Origin of the sequence: Curtobacterium sp. HSID17257, from assembly GCF_003989515.1 — a bacterium.
GTDB lineage: Bacteria > Actinomycetota > Actinomycetes > Actinomycetales > Microbacteriaceae > Curtobacterium.
The window spans coordinates 33,875-51,197 of record NZ_RBLU01000011.1 but is presented as its reverse complement, the minus strand read 5'-3'; the positions used below and the strand labels follow the sequence as shown (position 1 = coordinate 51,197).

The window sequence follows — 17,323 nt, the reverse complement described above, 5'->3', positions numbered from 1 at the left end:
ACGCGTGACGAGCCTCCAGGCCGGCGGGGGCGCTGACCGGCGCGACACGGCCCCGTCTGCGCGAGACGGCGCGGGGCGCGTGAGACGCCGCCACTTCTGACGCCGTCTCGGCACGAGCGCGGCGTCTCGACGGAACGAGGGCGCCTGCAGATCGAGGCCCGTGACGGCCGGGAGGCGCGGCGCACCCCCGCCGGTGCCGCTCACGTCGCGTGGACCGGTTGCGCCGCCGTTTCCCAGCCGCGCGCCCTAGGTTGCCGCCATGGACGACACCCACGAGCGACCCGACGCGGTCGTGCGTGCCGACACCACGGCTCCCGAGACCGACGCCGACGACCGGCACCACCGCTTCCGGTGGTTCCGTCGGATGCGCGCGTGGATCCACGCGCGGCCGGGTGTGCACCTGTTCTACAAGGTGCTCGTCGGGATCGTCGGCGGGCTCGTCGTGGTGATCGGGCTCATCCTCGTGCCGCTGCCCGGTCCGGGGTGGCTCGTGGTGTTCATCGGCCTGACGATCCTGGCCAGTGAGTTCCACTTCTTCCACCGCATCATCACGTGGCTGCGTGCGCAGCTGCACCGCTTCTGGGACTGGGCGAAGGCGCACGGGCCGCAGTGGCTGCGGAAGGCTGCCGACCGCGGCAAGGCCGACGTCGACGCGGCGCACGCCGATGCGCACCGCAGCACCGGGGTCCGCGCGCAGCGACCGAACCGGGCGCGACCGGGTCACTGACCTCGAGCTGACACCAGCCCCGGGCGGCCCTAGTCGGCGGTGCGGACGGAGCCCGTCGCCGTGCGCTCGACGGCCTCGGCGGCACGCTCCTCGACCCCGGCCGCGCTGCGCGACGCGAGCTGCAGCACGAGGGCGATCGCCGCGGCGAGGACGATGAACGCGCCGTAGCCGGCGAGCACGGGGACGAAGCCGAACGCCGGCTCGACGAGGCCCGCGACGACGGCCGGCACGCCGAACGCCAGGTAGCTGACGATGTAGACCGACGACAACAGCCCGGCGCGGTGCGTGGGGGCGGCGGTCGCGAGCAGCATCCGCAGCGGCGCCTGGAAGCCCGCGCCGAAGCCGACGCCGGCGATCGCACTGCCGACGACGAGCCCGGGCAGCGAGTGCGCGAACACGAACGACACGGTGACGACCGGACCGACGATGAGCGCGACGAGTCCGAGGAACAGGCTCCGGCGCGTGTCGAGGCGCTGGATGGCGAGTCCGGTGAGTCCGCCGACGCCGGTGACGACCGCGATCAGGGCCCCGGCCGCGAAGTGGTCGTGGATGCCGAACACCGCACCGAGGGCCGACGGCACGAGCGACAGGAACAGCCCGCCCAGCGCCCAGCTCGCGACGAGGGCACCGGCGACGCCGCGGAACAGCGCGCGCGACGCCCGGGGGACGGACACGGTCGGGCGGAGGGAGCGGAGTGCGCCCGGTCGGCGGGGGACCCGCTCGGGCACGACGACCAGGGCGGCGACGAGCAGCAGCAGGAGCGCGCCGAAGAGCACGTAGACGAGCTGCTCCGGTGCCGGACCCCACTCGACCAGGGCGCCGCTCGACACCGCGCCGGTGGCCAGGGCGAAGGGCGGGACGGCACCGTTCAGGACGCCGGCGAGCGACGGGAAGCGCTCGAGCGAGTTGTCGATGAGCGCCGCGCCGAGGGCCCCGATGAGCAGCCCGACCGCGACGCCCTGCACGATCCGGTCGACCACGAGGGCCGTGAACCCGTCGGCACCGGTGAACAGCACGAGCGACACGACGAGCAGCAGCCCGCCGGCGACGAGCACGGGCTTCCGGCCGACGTGGTCCGACAGCCGACCGGCCACGAGCATGGTGACGAGGAGCCCGGCGACGTAGATCGCGAACACCCCCGTGAGCATGAGCGGTGTGAGGTCCCACTCGGCGGCGTAGACGGGGTAGATCGGGGACGGGACCGAGGACGAGGCCATCGCCACGAAGAGCATGGCGGCGAGGATCCAGAACCCCGCGACTCCGCGTGCTGACTGCATGGTGGTGCCTTCCCGTCGGATGGACTGCTGTACGACAGCATTCGTACAGCAGTCCATCAGTACGACGCAAGTCGTACTGTCCGGTCGGCGGTGCTACCGTCGTCGCATGCCCGCCGCGCCCGTGGACTCCGTCGTCACCCCAGAACGCCTGCCGCAGCCGACCGTCGCCGAGCTGGACCTGCCCGTCGTGCTCGACGCACTGAGCGACCCGATCCGGCTCACGATCCTGCACCGCTACCTGGTGGACGCGGCCGGCGGCGTCCGCAGCTGCGGGTGGGTCGGGGTCGACCGACCGAAGTCGACGCTGACGCACCACTTCCGTGTCCTGCGCGAGGCCGGCCTGCTCGAGCAGCACCAGGAGGGGCTGACGCGCTCGAGCCGGGTCCGGATCGAGGACGTGCAGCAGCGCTTCCCCGGGCTGCTCGACCTGGTGGCCGCGTGGCAGGTCCCCGCCTCCGTCATGCGCGTGGAGGCCCCCGCGTGACCGGGCGGGCGCGGGCAGCAGCGGCACACGAGCTCCCCACGATCACGACCGACCCCGCGGTGACGACGGCGCTCGCCGCGGACCTCGACGCAGCGGGCTTCACCGTCGAGCGCATCGACGCACTCTGGGGCACCGAGGCGGCCGCGTCGCTGCACCGGGGCTCGCGGGTCGCCGCGCTCCGGGCGCTCGCCGCGCGGGACACCACGCCGCTGACCACCCTCGCGACACTGTTCGTGCTCGGCCTGCCGGTCGACCGGAGCGACGCCGAGCGGGCGTTCCCGTCCGCCGGGCTCGACCGGGTCCTGGCCGCGGGACTCCTGCGCACCGACGCCGGCACCGACCGCGACGAGATCGACGACTCCGGGCTGCCGGACACCGAGCACCGACGGGTCCACCCGACCGTCGACCTGCGGCCCTACGCCTTCGTCGACGACCAGGGCGCCGGCAGCTGGTGGATCGTCTCGGACCTCGGGGAGCTCGCGCTCGGCACCGCACTCGGCGAGGAGCACGTGCTCGGCATCGGTGGCGCGTCCACCACGCTCTCCGGGCTCCAGGTCCCGGTGCCGGTCCGCCGGGTGCTCGACCTCGGGACCGGGTGCGGGATCCAGGCCATGCACGCCCGTCGCTTCGCGGAGCAGGTCGTCGCCACGGACATCTCCCGCCGGGCGCTCGACATCGCCCGGTTCAACGCGGCGCTCAACGGCATCGACGGCATCGAGTTCCGGCTCGGGTCGCTCTACGAGCCGGTCGCGGGGGAGCGCTTCGACCGGATCGTGTCGAACCCGCCGTTCGTCATCACGCCGCGTCGCGACGACGTGCCCTCCTACGAGTACCGTGACGGCGGCATGGTCGGCGACGCGCTCGTCGAGACCGTGCTCCGAGGGCTCGCCGACCACCTCGAGCCCGGAGGCACCGCGCAGCTGCTCGGCAACTGGGAGTACCGCTGGGGCGTCGACGGGCTCGACCGGGTGCGCTCGTGGTTCGCGGACGCCGAGGACCTCGACCTGTGGGTCGTCGAACGGGAGCGCGAGGACCCTCCGGCATACGCCGAGACCTGGATCCGCGACGGCGGCACCAAGCCCGGCACCGAGGCGTTCGACCGGCTCGTGGACGCCTGGCTCGACGACTTCGCCACGCGTCGGGTCACCGGCGTCGGCTTCGGGTACGTGGTCGTCCGGCGCGCGTCGGCCACGGACGCCGGTCGGCCGGGAGGCACGGCTCGCCTCCGCCGCGCCGAGCGGGTCGCCGAGGCGCTCGGTTCCAACCCCGTGGGGCTCGGCGCGACGGTCGCGCGGGTGCTCGACGCTGCCGAGTGGCTCGGCGCGCACGACGACGGGGCCCTCTCCGCCGCACACCTGCGGGTCGCCGGTGACGTCACCGAGGAACGGCACTACTGGCCCGGGAACGACGACCCGACGGTGATCACCCTCGTGCAGGGCGGCGGCTTCGGCCGACGCGTGGACGCGGACACGGCGCTCGCCGCGTTCGTGGGTGCCTGCGACGGGGAGCTGTCGGTCGCGGCCATCGTCGGCGCCATCGCGCAGATCACCGGCGTCGACGAGCGCGCGCTCGCGGCAGACCTGCTGCCGCGCGTGCGCGACCTGGTGCTGGACGGCCTGCTGCTCGCACCGACGTCCTGAGGCCGCCCCGCGCCTCCCGTCCGGTCAGTGCGGACGCGGCGCGGTCGCGGAACGCAACTGTGGCGGCTGCTCGCAGCGGTGGAGCGCTGCGAGCAACCGCCGACGTTGCGTCCCGCGGAAGGGGTCAGTGCGAGCGGTGGTTCCGCCAGGTGTGCTCGGGGGCGTAGCCGAGGAGCTCGCGGGCCTTCTCGCTCGAGAGCAGGGAGCTCGTGCCGTCGATGTCCGTGCGGCGCTCGATGTCCGGCACGAAGCGCTCGACGAGCTCGATCGTCGGGGTGTCCATCACGGTGTCGGGGCTCGCGATGACGAACGCCTCGAACCCGGTCAGCTCGGCCTCGAGGGACTTCCGCACCGCCTGCGCTCCGTCGCGTGAGTCGATGTACGACCACAGGTTGAAGGTCTTGGCCTCGGGGGAGGCGTCCCAGGGGAACGACGGGTAGTCGGTCTCGTCCATCACGTTCGAGAAGCGCAGCCCGATCATCTTGAGCTCCGGGTCCCAGCGGGTGAAGTGGCGGGCCATCTCCTCCTCCACCGCCTTGCCGAGCGAGTACGAGGACTGCGGGCGGACCGCGAACTCCTCGTCGACGGGCAGGTACGGCGGGTGGTGCTCGCCCATCGGGATGCCGAGCAGGGTCTCGCTCGACGCCCACACCACGTTCCCGATGCGAGCGACGCGGGCGGCGTGGAAGACGTTGATCGACGCGGTGACGTTGTTCGTGATGAGCGCGACGTCGGGCACCTGACCCGGCGCGGGCACGGCGGCGAGGTGCACCACGGCGTCGACCCGGTCGTAGCGGTCGTCGATGCCGGTGAGCGCGCCGAGCACCTGGCCGTAGTCGCTCAGGTCGATGCGGACGAAGGGCACCCGCTCGGGCTTGTCGGGGGAGGGCACCCGGTCGAGCAGGACCACGTCGTACCCGTGCTCGTCGAGGTCGCGGACGACCGCCCGTCCGAGCTTGCCGCTGCCTCCGGTCACCACAACACGCGTCATCGCGTCACTCCACATCGTCGTCGGACGGCCTGGTCGGCCGGAGCCCATCCTGCCGTGCGCGCCTGCACCGGGACCAGGCACTGGTGGTACCTGTCCGAGCGGCGCGGCCCGGTACGGCTCCTCGATGTCGGGCGTCGGCCGCAGGGTGCCGTCAGGCCGAGGCGGGCGTGACGGACTGGGCGACCGCGAGCCGCGCGACGAGCTCGACGTGCTCGGCCATGTCCCGCGACGGGTCGTACAGCCACTGGATCTGCATGCCGTCCGAGATCGCCAGGAGCACGCTCGCCAGCTGCTCGGTGTCCACGTCGGTGCGGAGCCGCCCGTCCTGCTGCATCGCGCGGAAGTCCCGTGCGAAGTCGCCCCGGCTGCGCTCGTAGCGTTCGCGGAAGTACTCGTGCGCGGGGTGCTCGGCGTCGGTCGCGGCGGCGGCGGACAGGTTCACGAACATCTGCACGAGGCCGGGGACCTCGGTGTTGTGCCGGACGATCGCCGCGAGGAACGCGCCGGGGTCCTCGGCCGCGGTACCCCAGTCGTGCGCCAGGTCGACCTCGTCGCGACGCCGGAGGATCTCCACCCAGAGGTCGTCCTTCGAGTCGAAGTAGTGCAGCAGCCCGGCCTGGGTGAGACCGACCGCGTCGGCGATGTCCTTGATGCTCGTGCGCCGGAACCCCTGCCGTGCGACGAGGTCGAGCGCGACCGTGAGGATCTCCTCGCGCTTCGCGATCCCCTTCGCGTACGAACCCCGTCGTGCCATGGCGCGAGCGTACAGCGCGATACCGGCCCGAGAAACCTACTCGCGATAGGTTTTGCCTGCTACGCTGACGCCAGCCGCCGACGAAGGCGCGCGGAGGTCATGCCCCGGCGCCCGTCGCACAACGAAGGGACCGACCATCGTGACCACCGTGGACGACACCACCCGCGCCTCCCGTCCGACCGCCGCGTCGCCGCTGGCCGAGCGCATCGACGCGCTCCTCGGGCAGCTGACGACCGAGGAGAAGGTCCAGCTCCTGACCGGACGCGACTTCTGGACGACCTGGCCGGTCGAGAAGATCGGGCTGCGCCGGATCCTGATGTCCGATGGCCCCTCCGGCGTTCGCGGCGAGGTCTGGGACGAGCGCGACCCGTCGCTCAACCTGCCGTCCGCCACCGCGCTGTCGGCGAGCTGGGACCGGGCGATCGCGAAGCGCTACGGCGCCGCGGCGGCGGTCGAGGCGCGTCGCAAGGGCGTCGACGTCGTGCTCGGTCCGACCATCAACCTGCACCGCTCCCCGCTCGGCGGCCGACACTTCGAGGCGTTCAGCGAGGACCCGGTGCTCACCGGGGACCTCGCGGCGTCGTACGTCGACGGCGTGCAGGAGAACGGCGTCGCCGCGACCCCGAAGCACTACGTCGCCAACGACTACGAGACCGACCGCTTCACCGCCTCGACCGAGGTGTCGGACCGTGCCCTCCGCGAGCTGTACCTGCTCGCGTTCGAGAAGGCCGTGACCGAGGCGCACGCCTGGGCGGTCATGTCGTCCTACAACGCGATCAACGGCGTCACCGCGTCCGAGAACGACCTGCTCGAGACCCCGCTCAACTCGGAGTGGGGCTTCGACGGCATCGTCGTGTCCGACTGGACCGGCGTCCGCTCGGTCGACGCGGCGAAGGCGTCGCAGGACGTCGCGATGCCCGGCCCGAACCAGTGGTGGAGCGAGGGGCCGCTGCTGCAGGCGGTCGAGTCGGGCGAGGTCCCGGTGGAGGCGATCGACCGCAAGGTCCGGCGCATCCTGACCCTGGCTGCCCGCGTCGGCGCGCTCGAGGGCTTCGAGCCCGTCGCGGCCGAGCCCGTGCACGTCGAGGACGGCGTCGCGTTCGTCCGCGAGGCCGAGGCCGAGGGCACCGTCCTGGTGCGCAACACCGGGATCCTGCCGCTCGACGCAGCTGCGGTGTCGCGGATCGCGCTCCTCGGGCACAACGCCGACCAGGCCCGCACCCAGGGCGGCGGATCGGCGACGGTGGTGCCCGAGCACGTCGTCACGCCCATCGAGGGCATCCGCGCAGCCTTCCCGGGCGCGACGGTGGACTACGCCATCGGTGCCGTCGTGCAGGAGGGCATCGCCGAGTTCCCGCTGTCGACCATCACGAACCCCGCGACCGGCGAGCCCGGAGCACGGGTCGCGTTCGTCAAGGACGGCGAGGAGGTCTTCGTCGAGGACCGCCGTGCCACCGCCCTGTTCTGGTTCGGCGGCGACGCCCCGATCCGGGAGTCCGACCGACTCGACGTCACCACGACCTACACGGCCGAGACGACGGGCACCGTGCGGATCGGCATCGGCGCCGCCGGCCGTTCGCGCATGTGGGTCGACGGTGCGCTCCTGCTCGACGAGACCGTCCCCGTCGAGGGCGACCAGCTCGGCGCGGCGTTCCTCAACCCGCCCGCGCGTTCGGTGCCGGTGTCGGTCGAGGCGGGGCAGCAGCTCGCGATCCGGATCGAGCACGACATCGTGCAGGACGAGGCGCTCGGCGGGGTGCTCGCCTACCAGTTCGGCACCGAGCCGAGCGACGCCGACCCCGCAGCGCTGATCGAGGCCGCGGTCGCCACGGCCCGCGACGCCGACGTGGCGATCGTCGTCGTCGGCACGAACAGCAAGGTCGAGTCCGAGGGCTACGACCGCTCGTCGCTCGCACTGCCCGGCCACCAGGACGACCTGGTCCGTGCCGTCGCCGCCGCGAACCCGAACACGATCGTCGTGGTGAACTCCGGTTCGCCGGTCGAGATGCCCTGGCGTGACGACGTCGCCGCGGTGCTCCTGACCTGGTTCGGCGGACAGGAGTACGGCAACGCGCTCGCCGACGTCCTGACCGGAGCCGCGGAGCCCGGTGGTCGCCTGCCCACCACGTGGCCGGTCACCCTCGCCGACGTCCCGGTGCAGGACGTCACGCCGGTCGACGGCAAGGTCGCGTACGACGAGGGCGTGCACGTCGGCTACCGCGCCTGGCTGCGCGCGGGCACCGAGCCCGCCTACCCCTTCGGGCACGGCCTCGGCTACACCACGTGGACGATCGACGGCGTCTCCGCGTCGCCGACCGTGACCGAGGGCGACGCCGCGATCGTCACCGCGACCGTCGCGAACACGGGTGACCGCGCCGGGAAGCACGTCGTGCAGGTCTACGCCTCGCGTGCGGAGTCGTCGGTGGACCGTCCGGTGCGGTGGCTCGTCGGGTTCGCGCCCGTCCGGCTCGGCGCGGGGGAGTCCACCGAGGTGTCGGTCGAGGTCCCGGCGCGTGCCTTCGCGCACTGGGACGGAGCCTGGCGGTACGAGCCGGGGACGTTCGAGCTCCACGTCGGCGCGTCGGTCGTCGACCTCGCGGGTTCGGCGACCCTCGAACTGGAGTGAGCCGATTTCCGCACGCGCGCGGGTTCATTCAGTAACATGAACCCGCGCCAGTCGGCTGGTTACCGTCGGCGCGCGCACCACCGAGGGCTCGTCGTGTGAGCGAAGCGGCCTCCTGATCCGGTCGTGGAGCCCCTTCGAGCCCGGTGCGTCCAGAATGCGTCCCCGCGTCCGCGCGGGGGCGCATTCGTCGTTCCGGGGACAAAGGTCTGCGGGCGCACCTTTCCCCTGCTGACCAGGGGTTGTCACGCGTAGGCGACAGTTCGTCATCATCCGCGCATCGATGATGACAAATCCTTCGAGAAGTGAAAGAGTGGGGCCACCATCCCGTGCGGATCAGGGACGAGATGGTCATCCGGACCGGGGCTCGTCGGACCTCACCAACCCGACTCGAGCCCCGGCCGGATGCCCCCTCGCCACGTGGCCGATCGCCGGTGGAGCGTCAGCCCAGGCGCGGGACGACCTCTTCCGCGACGATCCGCAGGATGCGCTCGTGCGCGGCGGCGTCACCGTTCGCCGGCAGGGTGATCACGAGCTCGTCGGTCGCCTGCACGGCCGGGTCCGCCGCCAACGTGTCCACGATCTCGTCCACGCCGCCCGACACGATCCTGCTGAAGCGGAACGGGGGACCGCTCAGGGGGCGGCCCTCGTCGTCCATCCCGCTCGCGTAGCCGGTGAGGAACTCCTCGTGCACCCGGCGGTCGTGCTCGTCGAGCAGCGGCACGACGATCCGACCGACGGCGACGCGCGGCGTCCGGCCCGGGTGCTCGCCGGCTGCCTGCAGCTCGGCGAACCGGTCACGGTAGGCGGCGAGCTGGTCGGCCTGTGCGCGCGCGAACGGGGCGCCCGTGTCCTCGGTGTTGAGCGTCGAACAGTGCAGCAGCAGGCCCTTCTCGGCCGTGCGGACCGCCGTGCCCGTGCTCCCGCCACCCCACCAGACACGGTCACGCAGGCCCGGGGACAACGGCTGCAGCGCCAGGTCCGCGCCGGCCGGGATGCTCTCGTAGCCCTTCCCCGCGGTGCCGAGCGGTTCGCCCTGCAGGACCTCGAGCAGCCGGGCAGCCCGGGCCTCGGCCTCGTCGCGGAAGCTGCGCTCGGACGCGCCGAACACCGGGTCGAGGATCGGACCGTAGCCGGCGATCCCGGTGCTGATGCCGAGCTGCACCCGACCGTCGCTGAGCAGGTCGACCGTGCTGGCGTCCTCGGCGAGACGGATCGGGTCCTCGTAGCGCATGCCGAGGACGGCGGTGCCGAACCCGATGGTGCTGGTGCGCTGCGCGGCGGCAGCGAAGAAGGTCATGGGGCTGGTGAGGAACGGCTCGAAGTGGCGACCGCGCACCCAGCCGGTGCCGTAGCCGAGCGACTCGGCCGTCTCGAACAGGCGCAGGCCGTCCTCCAGCGCGGCGGCCGCACCGGCGGTGCCGCCGTGGTTGGGGACGAAGGAGAGGAAGCCGAGTTCGCGCACGCCCCGAGTCTATGCGCGTGCATTCAATCGCGACAGGGCGGCGGACGGGAGGCTCGTGGCGGGCTCCCCACGAGCCTCCAGCCCGTCTCCGGGTCACCACCCACCTGGGAGGATGGACACATGACCGACGTCACCACCACCCCGCCGCTCCTCGCCGCCCTGCCGGCGGCGGTCGACGGCGTCGTCGACCCCGACGCGGTCTACCAGGCCTTCGCCGACTGGGCCGAAGCCGGCGGGCGACCGCTCTACCCGGCGCAGGACGAAGCGCTCATCGAGCTCGTCTCCGGGGCGAACGTCGTCCTCAGCACGCCGACCGGCACGGGCAAGTCGCTCGTGGCGGCCGGAGCGCACTTCGCTGCGCTCGCCGAGGGCAAGCGCAGCTGGTACACGGCGCCGATCAAGGCCCTCGTCTCCGAGAAGTTCTTCCAGCTCGTCGACCTGTTCGGCGCGCAGAACGTCGGCATGGTGACCGGTGACTCGAGCGTCAACGCGGACGCCCCGATCATCTGCTGCACGGCCGAGATCCTCGCGAACACCGCGCTCCGCCAGGGCCCCGACGCCGAGGTCGACGTCGTCGTGATGGACGAGTTCCACTTCTACGGCGACCCCGACCGCGGCTGGGCGTGGCAGGTGCCGCTGCTCGTGCTCGAGCGGGCCCAGTTCCTGCTCATGTCCGCCACGCTCGGCGACGTCACCACCATCGCCGACGACCTGTCGCGCCGGACCGGACGGCCGACCGCCCGGGTGACCGGGGTCTCGCGGCCGGTGCCGCTGGACTACGAGTACGTCATGACGCCGGTGCAGGAGACCGTCGAACGGCTGCTCGAGGAGGGCAAAGCGCCGGTCTACATCGTGCACTTCGCCCAGGCTGCGGCGCTCGAGCGGGCGCAGGCGCTGATGTCCGCCAAGGTCGCCAGCCGCGAACGACGGGACGCGATCGCCGAGGCCATCGCCGGGTTCCGGTTCAGCGCCGGGTTCGGGCAGACCCTGTCCCGGCTGATCCGGGCCGGCATCGGGGTGCACCACGCGGGCATGCTGCCGAAGTACCGGCGGCTCGTCGAACAGCTGGCCCAGCGCGGTCTGCTGCCGGTGATCTGCGGGACGGACACCCTGGGCGTGGGCATCAACGTGCCGATCCGGTCGGTGCTGCTGACCGGGCTGACGAAGTTCGACGGCACGAAGATGCGACAGCTCTCCGCCCGCGAGTTCCACCAGATCGCCGGACGAGCCGGTCGCGCGGGTTACGACACCGAGGGTGACGTCGTCGCCGAGGCGCCCGAGCACGACATCGAGAACGCCCGGGCCGTCGCCAAGGCCGGGGACGACCCGAAGAAGAAGAACAAGGTCAAGAAGAAGAAGGCTCCCGAGGGGTTCGTCTCCTGGGGGCCGGCGTCGTTCGACCGGCTCATCGCCGCGGAGCCCGAGCCGATGGTGTCGCGGATGCGGATCACGCACGCGATGGTGCTCGCGGTCGTCGCCCGCGGGGGAGACGCCTTCGCCGACGTCCGGTCGCTCGTGTTCGAGAACCACGAGCCGCGCTCCCGGCAGCTCGCGATGGCCCGACGCGCCCTGTCGATCGCTCGCACGCTCATCAACGCCCGCGTGATCGAGAAGGTCGACGGGCAGTACCGGATGACCGTCGACCTGCCCGTGAACTTCGCGCTCAACCAGCCGCTGTCGCCGTTCGCACTCGCCGCCTTCGAACTGCTCGACCCGGACTCCCCGACGTACGCGCTCGACATGGTGTCGATCGTCGAGGCGACCCTGGACGACCCGCGCGCGATCCTCGCGCAGCAGCAGTTCAAGGAGCGTGGCGAGGAGGTCGCCCGCATGAAGCGCGAGGGGATCGAGTACGACGAGCGGATGGAGCTGCTCGAGGAGGTCACCTGGCCGAAGCCGCTGGACGAACTGCTGACGGCCGCGTACGAGGCCTACGCGGCCGAGCAACCGTGGGTGCTCGACTTCACGCTGTCACCCAAGGCCGTGGTGCGCGACATGTACGAGCGGGCGATGACCTTCGGCGACTTCGTGCGGTTCTACCAGCTGACCCGCTCCGAGGGGCTCGTCCTCCGGTACCTCTCCGACGCCTACCGGACCATGCGCCAGACCATCTCCGAGGAACAGCGCACGCCCGAGCTCGACGACCTGATCGAGTGGCTCGGCGAGGTCGTGCGGCAGACCGACTCCTCGCTCGTCGACGAGTGGGAGGCGCTGGTCAACGGCTCCGTCGCGGAGGCGGCCGCCGAACACGACGAGATCGCGCCGCCGCAGCCCGCCCGACTCACCGGCAACCCGAGGGCGTTCCGGGTGCTCGTGCGGAACGCCCTGTTCCAGCGGGTGCTGCTCGCCGCGGCCGACGACGTCGCCGGGCTCGCCGCGCTCGACGGCGCCGCGGGGTTCGGGCAGGACGAGTGGGACGCCGTGCTCGAGGAGTACTACGAGGAGCACGACACGATCGGGACCGACGGCGACGCCCGGTCGATGGCGTACCTGGTGCTCGACGAGCACGGGCCGGGACGGACCTGGCGGGCGCGGCAGATCTTCGCCGACCCCGAGGGCGACAAGGACTTCGGGTTCTCGGCGACGGTCGACCTGGACGCCTCCGACGAGACCGGTGAGGCCGTCGTGCGGGTCACGGAGATCGGCCGGTTCGACGGCTGGGCCGAGGTCGACGTCGACTGATGCCGGCCTCGCTCGGCGGTCACACGGAACCTCGCCGCCGCGGTCCGGGTACCTTCGACGCCAGCCCCGGACACCCGGGACGGGGCACCACGGAAGGACCCGTCATGCGCATCGGATCGAGCATCGCCCTGATCGTCATCGGAGCGATCGTCGCCTTCGCGGTCGACTACCAGGTAGCCGGCATCGACCTGCGCCTGATCGGCTACATCCTGATGGCCGCCGGCGTCGTGCTGCTCATCATCAGCCTGGCGGTCGGGTTCGGCGGGCGTCGGACCACGACCACCACCCGGTCGGGCGTCGACCCGGCGTCGGGGGAGCAGATCACCCGGCAGGACCGCCGCGACGGCACCTACTGAGCGCACGTCCTAAGCGGACGACCACGGGCCCGGGCGAGGACATCGCCCGGGCCCGTGGTCGTGCGGCCCGTCGTCGTGCGGCCCGTCGTCGCGCGGCCCGACAGGGCGTGCGGCTCGTCAGAACAGGGTGGCGGGCGGTTCGACCTGCACCGGCTCCGGAGCGGGCGGCACGACGGTGTCCGGCCAACCCGGTCCCGTCGGCACCTCGGTGTGATTCTGGAAGGCGGTCGCAGCGCCGCGGGCACGGACGTCAGCGGCCTCGTTCATCTCGTGACCGACGTGCCCGCGGACCCACTCGAAGGTGACCTTGCGGCCCTGCAGCTCGGCGTCGAGCTCCTTGATGATCTCGACGTTCAGCACGGGCTTGCCGTCGGCCTTCCGCCAGCCCTTGCGCTTCCACCCGGCGAGCCACTCGGTGCATGCCTTGATCGCGTACTGGCTGTCGCAGAGGATGTGCAGCGGCTCGCCGGTGTCCTTCGTGGCGCGGAGCAGCTGGAGCACGGCCGTCAGCTCACCGATGTTGTTCGTCGCCCGCGGCCACCCACCGGCTGCCCAGCGGTCGTCGTCGACGTACCAGGCCCAACCGGCCGGTCCGGGGTTGCCGAGGGCGGAGCCGTCTGCGGCGGCGACGATGGTCACGATGTGGCCTCCTGGGTGGTGCGGGGTGCGGATCGAGCGTAACGGACCCGCATCCGGCTCCGTGTCAGCGCGAGGCCGGGTCCAGGTTGATCCAGGAGCCGGCGAGCACCCACCCCTGGCCGTTCGTCTGCATGCTGGGATTGAGCCACCGCAGTTGGGACACGGTGATGCCGAAGCGCTCGGCGATCGTCGTCTGGTCGTCGCCCTCGTTGACCCGGTAGGCGACCGGAGTACCGGTCGTCCCACGGAGCGTCTCGTCGTCGGCGTCGAACGCGTATCCGTACGCCCCCGGGCGAGCCGTGCCGAGCGTGACGTGCAGGTCCGGGTCGGGGTTCGGGGTGGACCAGGAGAGCTTCCCGATCGCGAGCACCTTGTAGACCCACGGGCGGGCACTGTCGTCGCCGTCGGACTGCGGGACGAGGACGACCGTGTGCAGCCAGTCCGGATAAGGGCCGCCGTCGCTCAGGCTGACCGTCGCGGGCGGCTGGCCGTCGGCGTCCCACTGCGTCGTGGCGACCGCTTCGGTGTCACCGCCGTCCCCGTACTGCGCCGTGCGGCGGAACTGCACCCCCATGGGCTGCGGCTGCGTGGTGCGGTAGTCCGACAGCTGCGCGTCGAAGGTGCCGTGGTCGTTCGCGACGACCCGGACGTGGATCGACGTGTCGCCGGTCTTCGACACGGCGTCGGTCTCCGCGACCACCGTGCCCGCCGGGACCGCCTGCGCTGCCGCGACGGGCTGAGCGGTGTCGCCCGGATCGTCGACGGGCCCCGGCGACGCGGAGGCGCTCGGCGCAGCGTGCCCGGTCGGCTTCGGCAGCGGGGCGTCGTCGCCGAACAGCGAGCACCCCGTCAGCAGCAGCGCGCTCATCCCCACCAGTGCGACTGCCGTCACGCCCCGTGCCCTCGTCCGACCCATCGTCCGGCCCCCTTCGTCGCGACGACGGTACCCGAGCGGGAACCGGATCACGCCCGTCGTGACCGAACCGGTACCAGGAGCCGCGGCCTACTGTGCGGGGCATGAGCGACAGCATCCCGAACGTGCCCGGCCCCGACGAGTCCGACGACCGTGCTCGGAACGACGAACTCCGTGACGCGGCGCACAGCGACGACGTCGACGGGGTGAGCGACCGCGAGCAGCGTGCTGCCGACACGTCCTACAGCCCGTCGAGCGAGCGGGAGACGGTCGCCTCGCAGACGCAGCAGCGCGACGACGCGGACCTCGAGGCGGACGGCATCGACCCGTCCCGCGTGGTGGCGGCACCGGGGACCGGCGGCGCGGACGACGCCGGCGACGTCGAGCCCGAGCCGGGCGACCTGCACCTGCCGTGGCAGTCGGAGGAGGACCGCCAGGGCTAGGAGCGCCCGAGCGGCGTCAGGACACCGCGTCCGGGTGCGACCCGGTCCGCTGTCCGTTCTCGAGCCCGTCGATCGCCGCCAGGTCCTCGGCGGTCAGCGTGAACCCGTCGACGTCGAGGTTCGACCGGATGCGCGACGGCGTCACCGACTTCGGCAGCACGACGACCCCCTGCTGCACGTTCCACCGTACGAGCACCTGCGCCACGCTCACCCCGTGGGACTCCGCGATGCGGGTCAGCACCGGGTCGTCGACGAGCCGGCCGCGTCCGAGCGGTGACCACGCCGCGGTCCGGATGTCGTGCTCCTCGTGGAACGCGATCAGCTCGCGCTGCGGCAGCCACGGGTGCCGCTCGACCTGGTTGACGGCCGGCACCTCGCCGGTCTCGTCGACCACGCGCTGCAGGTGCGGCACCTGGAAGTTCGAGACACCGACGCTCCGCGCGCGCCCCTGCTCGCGCAGCTCGACGAGCGTCCGCCACGTCTCGACGTACCGGTCGTTCGCCGCCGCCGGCCAGTGGATCAGGTACAGGTCCACCGACTCGAGTCCGAGCCGGTCCAGGCTCGCGTCGAACGCGCGCAGGGTCGCGTCGCGCCCCTGGTGGTCGTTCCAGACCTTCGTGGTCACGAAGACGTCGTCGCGGTCCAGCCGGGAGGCACGGATCGCCTTCCCGACGCCCCGCTCGTTGCCGTACATCTCGGCCGTGTCGACGTGGCGGTAGCCGGCGTCGAGCGCCGTCGCGACGGCGGTCTCCGCCCCGGCGTCGTCGACCTTGTAGACGCCGAACCCGATCGCGGGGATCGACCGGCCGTCACGGAGGGGGAAGGAGGTGACCATGCACCCATCCTGCCCATCGCGGCGGGGGTGCGCCGTGCCTCCAGGCCGTCAGCTCGGGAGCGTGACCGGCTCGGTGTCGGGGAGAGGACTCGCGTCGCGGCCGCGCAGGTCGGGCAGCCACCGCTTCGTCACGAGCGGCAGGACGACCCCCGCCGCCGCCATGACCGCCCCGACGGTCATGCCTCCGGTCGGGCCGTTCGCGTCGATGAGGAAGCCGGCGACCGCGGACCCGCCGGCGGCACCGATGAGCTGGCCGGTCCCCATCCAGCCGTAGGCCTCGGCGGTGTCGGAGAACTTCACCGTCGCGGACACCGAGCCGAACATGACCGCGAGGGCGGGCGCGATGCCGGCACCCGCGATCACGAGGGCCAGGCAGAGCCACCAGAAGTCGGTGCCGCCGACCGCCAGCGCGAGGCCGACGAACACGATCGACATGCGAGCCCACAGCGTGTTCTTCGAGATCGGTCGGTGCCCGAGCGCGAGACCGCCGGCGAGCGACCCGACGGCGAAGACCGCGAGGACGATGCCGGCGTTCGGGCTGCCCTCGCCGAAGACGCTCGTGACGCTCGCCTCGACCGCGGAGCACGCCCCGATCAGCAGCAGGCCGGTCAGGGTCGCGACGATCACCGACGGGCGCTTCAGCACGACGCCGAACGCACGCTTCGAGCGGGGGATGCGCACCCGGCCGAGCTCGGGGGAGGCGATGAACCACACCCCGCCCACGACCAGGAACACCATCGCGACGACGATGGCCTGGACGGTGCCGACCTGCGTCGCGACGAACGTGGTGATGACGGGGCCGGCGACCCAGATGAGCTCCTGCGCACTGGCGTCGAGCGAGAACAGCGGGGTGAGCTGCGACGAGGTCACCATCTTCGGGTAGATGGTGCGCACCGCCGGCTGCACGGGCGGGACCGCCAGTCCGCCGAGGAACCCGACGACGACGTAGCCCCAGAGCGGCATCGAGACGAACGCGATCACGACCATGCTCGCCAGGGCGACGGCGCTCGTCAGGATCAGCACCGGGCGCATGCCCCAGCTGCCCATCCACCGGCTCGTGAGCGGGCCGGCGATCGCCTGGCCGATGCTCGTCGTCGCGAGGACGAGCCCCGCGGCGCCGTAGGAGTGGAACACGTGCTCGACGTGCAGCAGGTACGCGAGCGACAGCATGCCGAACGGGAAGCGCGCGGTGAGCTGCGCTGCGATGACGCGACCGACTCCGGGGGTCTTCAGCAGGGGTCCGTAGGCGCTCACGGGACGAGCGTACCGACCGGACGGATCGGGCCGTCACCCGTCCGGGGGTGCTGTGGACAGACGGGGTGCTCGCCGTGCTCGGAGGACGCTCCCGCGACACGCCGACGCGCCGATTCCACACATGTGGATCGACGCTGTCCACGGGTGTGGGGAAGTGTCGGTGGTCGGCCGCAGACTGGCGGAATCACGGGCCTCCCCGAGGTGTTCACATTGTGGAGGGGCTTGTGGAGAACTACACGG

General features: G+C 72.3%; 15 protein-coding genes. 7 read left to right on the top strand and 8 right to left on the bottom strand.

Annotated elements, in window-relative coordinates; genetic code table 11:
- The first annotated feature begins 259 nt into the window (after positions 1 to 259).
- Positions 260 to 727 carry a TIGR02611 family protein gene (locus D8M35_RS03920; protein ID WP_238638083.1) on the top strand — a complete coding sequence of 156 codons (468 nt, stop codon included), beginning with the start codon at positions 260 to 262 and terminating at the stop codon, positions 725 to 727.
- Positions 728 to 756: 29 nt separating this feature from the next.
- Here the strand turns inward: D8M35_RS03920 and D8M35_RS03915 are convergent, their stop codons facing one another.
- Positions 757 to 2,004: an MFS transporter gene (locus tag D8M35_RS03915; RefSeq protein ID WP_126890661.1), complete on the bottom strand. Its 1,248-nt coding sequence runs from the start codon at positions 2,002 to 2,004 to the stop codon at positions 757 to 759.
- Between the two features lie 106 nt (positions 2,005 to 2,110).
- Here D8M35_RS03915 and D8M35_RS03910 point away from each other — a divergent pair, with 106 nt between their 5' ends.
- Together D8M35_RS03910 and D8M35_RS03905 are read left to right on the top strand one after the other, a co-directional pair.
- Positions 2,111 to 2,488, top strand: a complete 378-nt coding sequence (locus tag D8M35_RS03910) for a helix-turn-helix transcriptional regulator (protein WP_126890660.1) — start codon at positions 2,111 to 2,113, stop codon at positions 2,486 to 2,488.
- Entirely contained in the window at positions 2,485 to 4,128 is a 1,644-nt protein-coding gene (locus tag D8M35_RS03905; protein ID WP_238638082.1) for a methyltransferase, read from the top strand. Before D8M35_RS03910 ends, D8M35_RS03905 begins: the two co-directional genes overlap by 4 nt.
- 124 nt (positions 4,129 to 4,252) lie before the next feature.
- Here the strand turns inward: D8M35_RS03905 and D8M35_RS03900 are convergent, their stop codons facing one another.
- On the bottom strand, positions 4,253 to 5,119 hold the full coding sequence (locus D8M35_RS03900; RefSeq protein ID WP_174234684.1) for an NAD(P)-dependent oxidoreductase: 867 nt from the start codon (positions 5,117 to 5,119) through the stop codon (positions 4,253 to 4,255).
- A gap of 151 nt (positions 5,120 to 5,270) precedes the next feature.
- Positions 5,271 to 5,873: a TetR/AcrR family transcriptional regulator gene (locus tag D8M35_RS03895; protein ID WP_126890659.1), complete on the bottom strand. Its 603-nt coding sequence runs from the start codon at positions 5,871 to 5,873 to the stop codon at positions 5,271 to 5,273.
- A 139-nt stretch (positions 5,874 to 6,012) separates the two neighbouring features.
- Here D8M35_RS03895 and D8M35_RS03890 point away from each other — a divergent pair, with 139 nt between their 5' ends.
- A complete protein-coding gene (locus D8M35_RS03890; protein WP_126890658.1) occupies positions 6,013 to 8,499 on the top strand; it encodes a beta-glucosidase in 2,487 nt (828 codons plus the stop codon).
- Positions 8,500 to 8,938: 439 nt separating this feature from the next.
- Here the strand turns inward: D8M35_RS03890 and D8M35_RS03885 are convergent, their stop codons facing one another.
- Entirely contained in the window at positions 8,939 to 9,961 is a 1,023-nt protein-coding gene (locus D8M35_RS03885; protein WP_126890657.1) for an LLM class flavin-dependent oxidoreductase, read from the bottom strand.
- Between the two features lie 120 nt (positions 9,962 to 10,081).
- On the opposite strand from D8M35_RS03885, the gene D8M35_RS03880 reads away from it, so the two are divergent.
- Entirely contained in the window at positions 10,082 to 12,643 is a 2,562-nt protein-coding gene (locus tag D8M35_RS03880; protein WP_126890656.1) for an RNA helicase, read from the top strand.
- A 104-nt stretch (positions 12,644 to 12,747) separates the two neighbouring features.
- Positions 12,748 to 12,999 carry a DUF6458 family protein gene (locus D8M35_RS03875; RefSeq protein ID WP_126890655.1) on the top strand — a complete coding sequence of 84 codons (252 nt, stop codon included), beginning with the start codon at positions 12,748 to 12,750 and terminating at the stop codon, positions 12,997 to 12,999.
- A gap of 117 nt (positions 13,000 to 13,116) precedes the next feature.
- On the opposite strand, the gene D8M35_RS03870 is transcribed toward D8M35_RS03875, so the two are convergent.
- The gene (locus D8M35_RS03870) at positions 13,117 to 13,638 is read right to left on the bottom strand and encodes a ribonuclease H (RefSeq protein ID WP_126890654.1); all 522 of its coding nucleotides are present in this window, start codon (positions 13,636 to 13,638) and stop codon (positions 13,117 to 13,119) included.
- 64 nt (positions 13,639 to 13,702) lie between these two features.
- The gene (locus D8M35_RS03865) at positions 13,703 to 14,530 is read right to left on the bottom strand and encodes a LysM domain-containing protein (RefSeq protein ID WP_126890653.1); all 828 of its coding nucleotides are present in this window, start codon (positions 14,528 to 14,530) and stop codon (positions 13,703 to 13,705) included.
- Between the two features lie 125 nt (positions 14,531 to 14,655).
- On the opposite strand from D8M35_RS03865, the gene D8M35_RS03860 reads away from it, so the two are divergent.
- Positions 14,656 to 14,994 (top strand): hypothetical protein, encoded by a 339-nt coding sequence (locus D8M35_RS03860; protein ID WP_126890652.1) that lies wholly within the window; start codon positions 14,656 to 14,658, stop codon positions 14,992 to 14,994.
- A gap of 16 nt (positions 14,995 to 15,010) precedes the next feature.
- Here the strand turns inward: D8M35_RS03860 and D8M35_RS03855 are convergent, their stop codons facing one another.
- Together D8M35_RS03855 and D8M35_RS03850 are read right to left on the bottom strand one after the other, a co-directional pair.
- A complete protein-coding gene (locus D8M35_RS03855; protein WP_126890651.1) occupies positions 15,011 to 15,829 on the bottom strand; it encodes an aldo/keto reductase in 819 nt (272 codons plus the stop codon).
- 48 nt (positions 15,830 to 15,877) lie between these two features.
- Entirely contained in the window at positions 15,878 to 17,083 is a 1,206-nt protein-coding gene (locus D8M35_RS03850) for an MFS transporter (protein ID WP_126890650.1), read from the bottom strand.
- Positions 17,084 to 17,323: the final 240 nt, after the last annotated feature.

Coding starts and splice junctions, on each gene's coding strand:
- D8M35_RS03875 (WP_126890655.1), top strand. CDS start 12,748: ATGCGCATCGGATCGAGCATCGCCCTGATCGTCATCGGAGCGATCGTC.
- D8M35_RS03920 (WP_238638083.1), top strand. CDS start 260: ATGGACGACACCCACGAGCGACCCGACGCGGTCGTGCGTGCCGACACC.
- D8M35_RS03855 (WP_126890651.1), bottom strand. CDS start 15,829: ATGGTCACCTCCTTCCCCCTCCGTGACGGCCGGTCGATCCCCGCGATC.
- D8M35_RS03915 (WP_126890661.1), bottom strand. CDS start 2,004: ATGCAGTCAGCACGCGGAGTCGCGGGGTTCTGGATCCTCGCCGCCATG.
- D8M35_RS03880 (WP_126890656.1), top strand. CDS start 10,082: ATGACCGACGTCACCACCACCCCGCCGCTCCTCGCCGCCCTGCCGGCG.
- D8M35_RS03910 (WP_126890660.1), top strand. CDS start 2,111: ATGCCCGCCGCGCCCGTGGACTCCGTCGTCACCCCAGAACGCCTGCCG.
- D8M35_RS03895 (WP_126890659.1), bottom strand. CDS start 5,873: ATGGCACGACGGGGTTCGTACGCGAAGGGGATCGCGAAGCGCGAGGAG.
- D8M35_RS03860 (WP_126890652.1), top strand. CDS start 14,656: ATGAGCGACAGCATCCCGAACGTGCCCGGCCCCGACGAGTCCGACGAC.
- D8M35_RS03900 (WP_174234684.1), bottom strand. CDS start 5,119: ATGACGCGTGTTGTGGTGACCGGAGGCAGCGGCAAGCTCGGACGGGCG.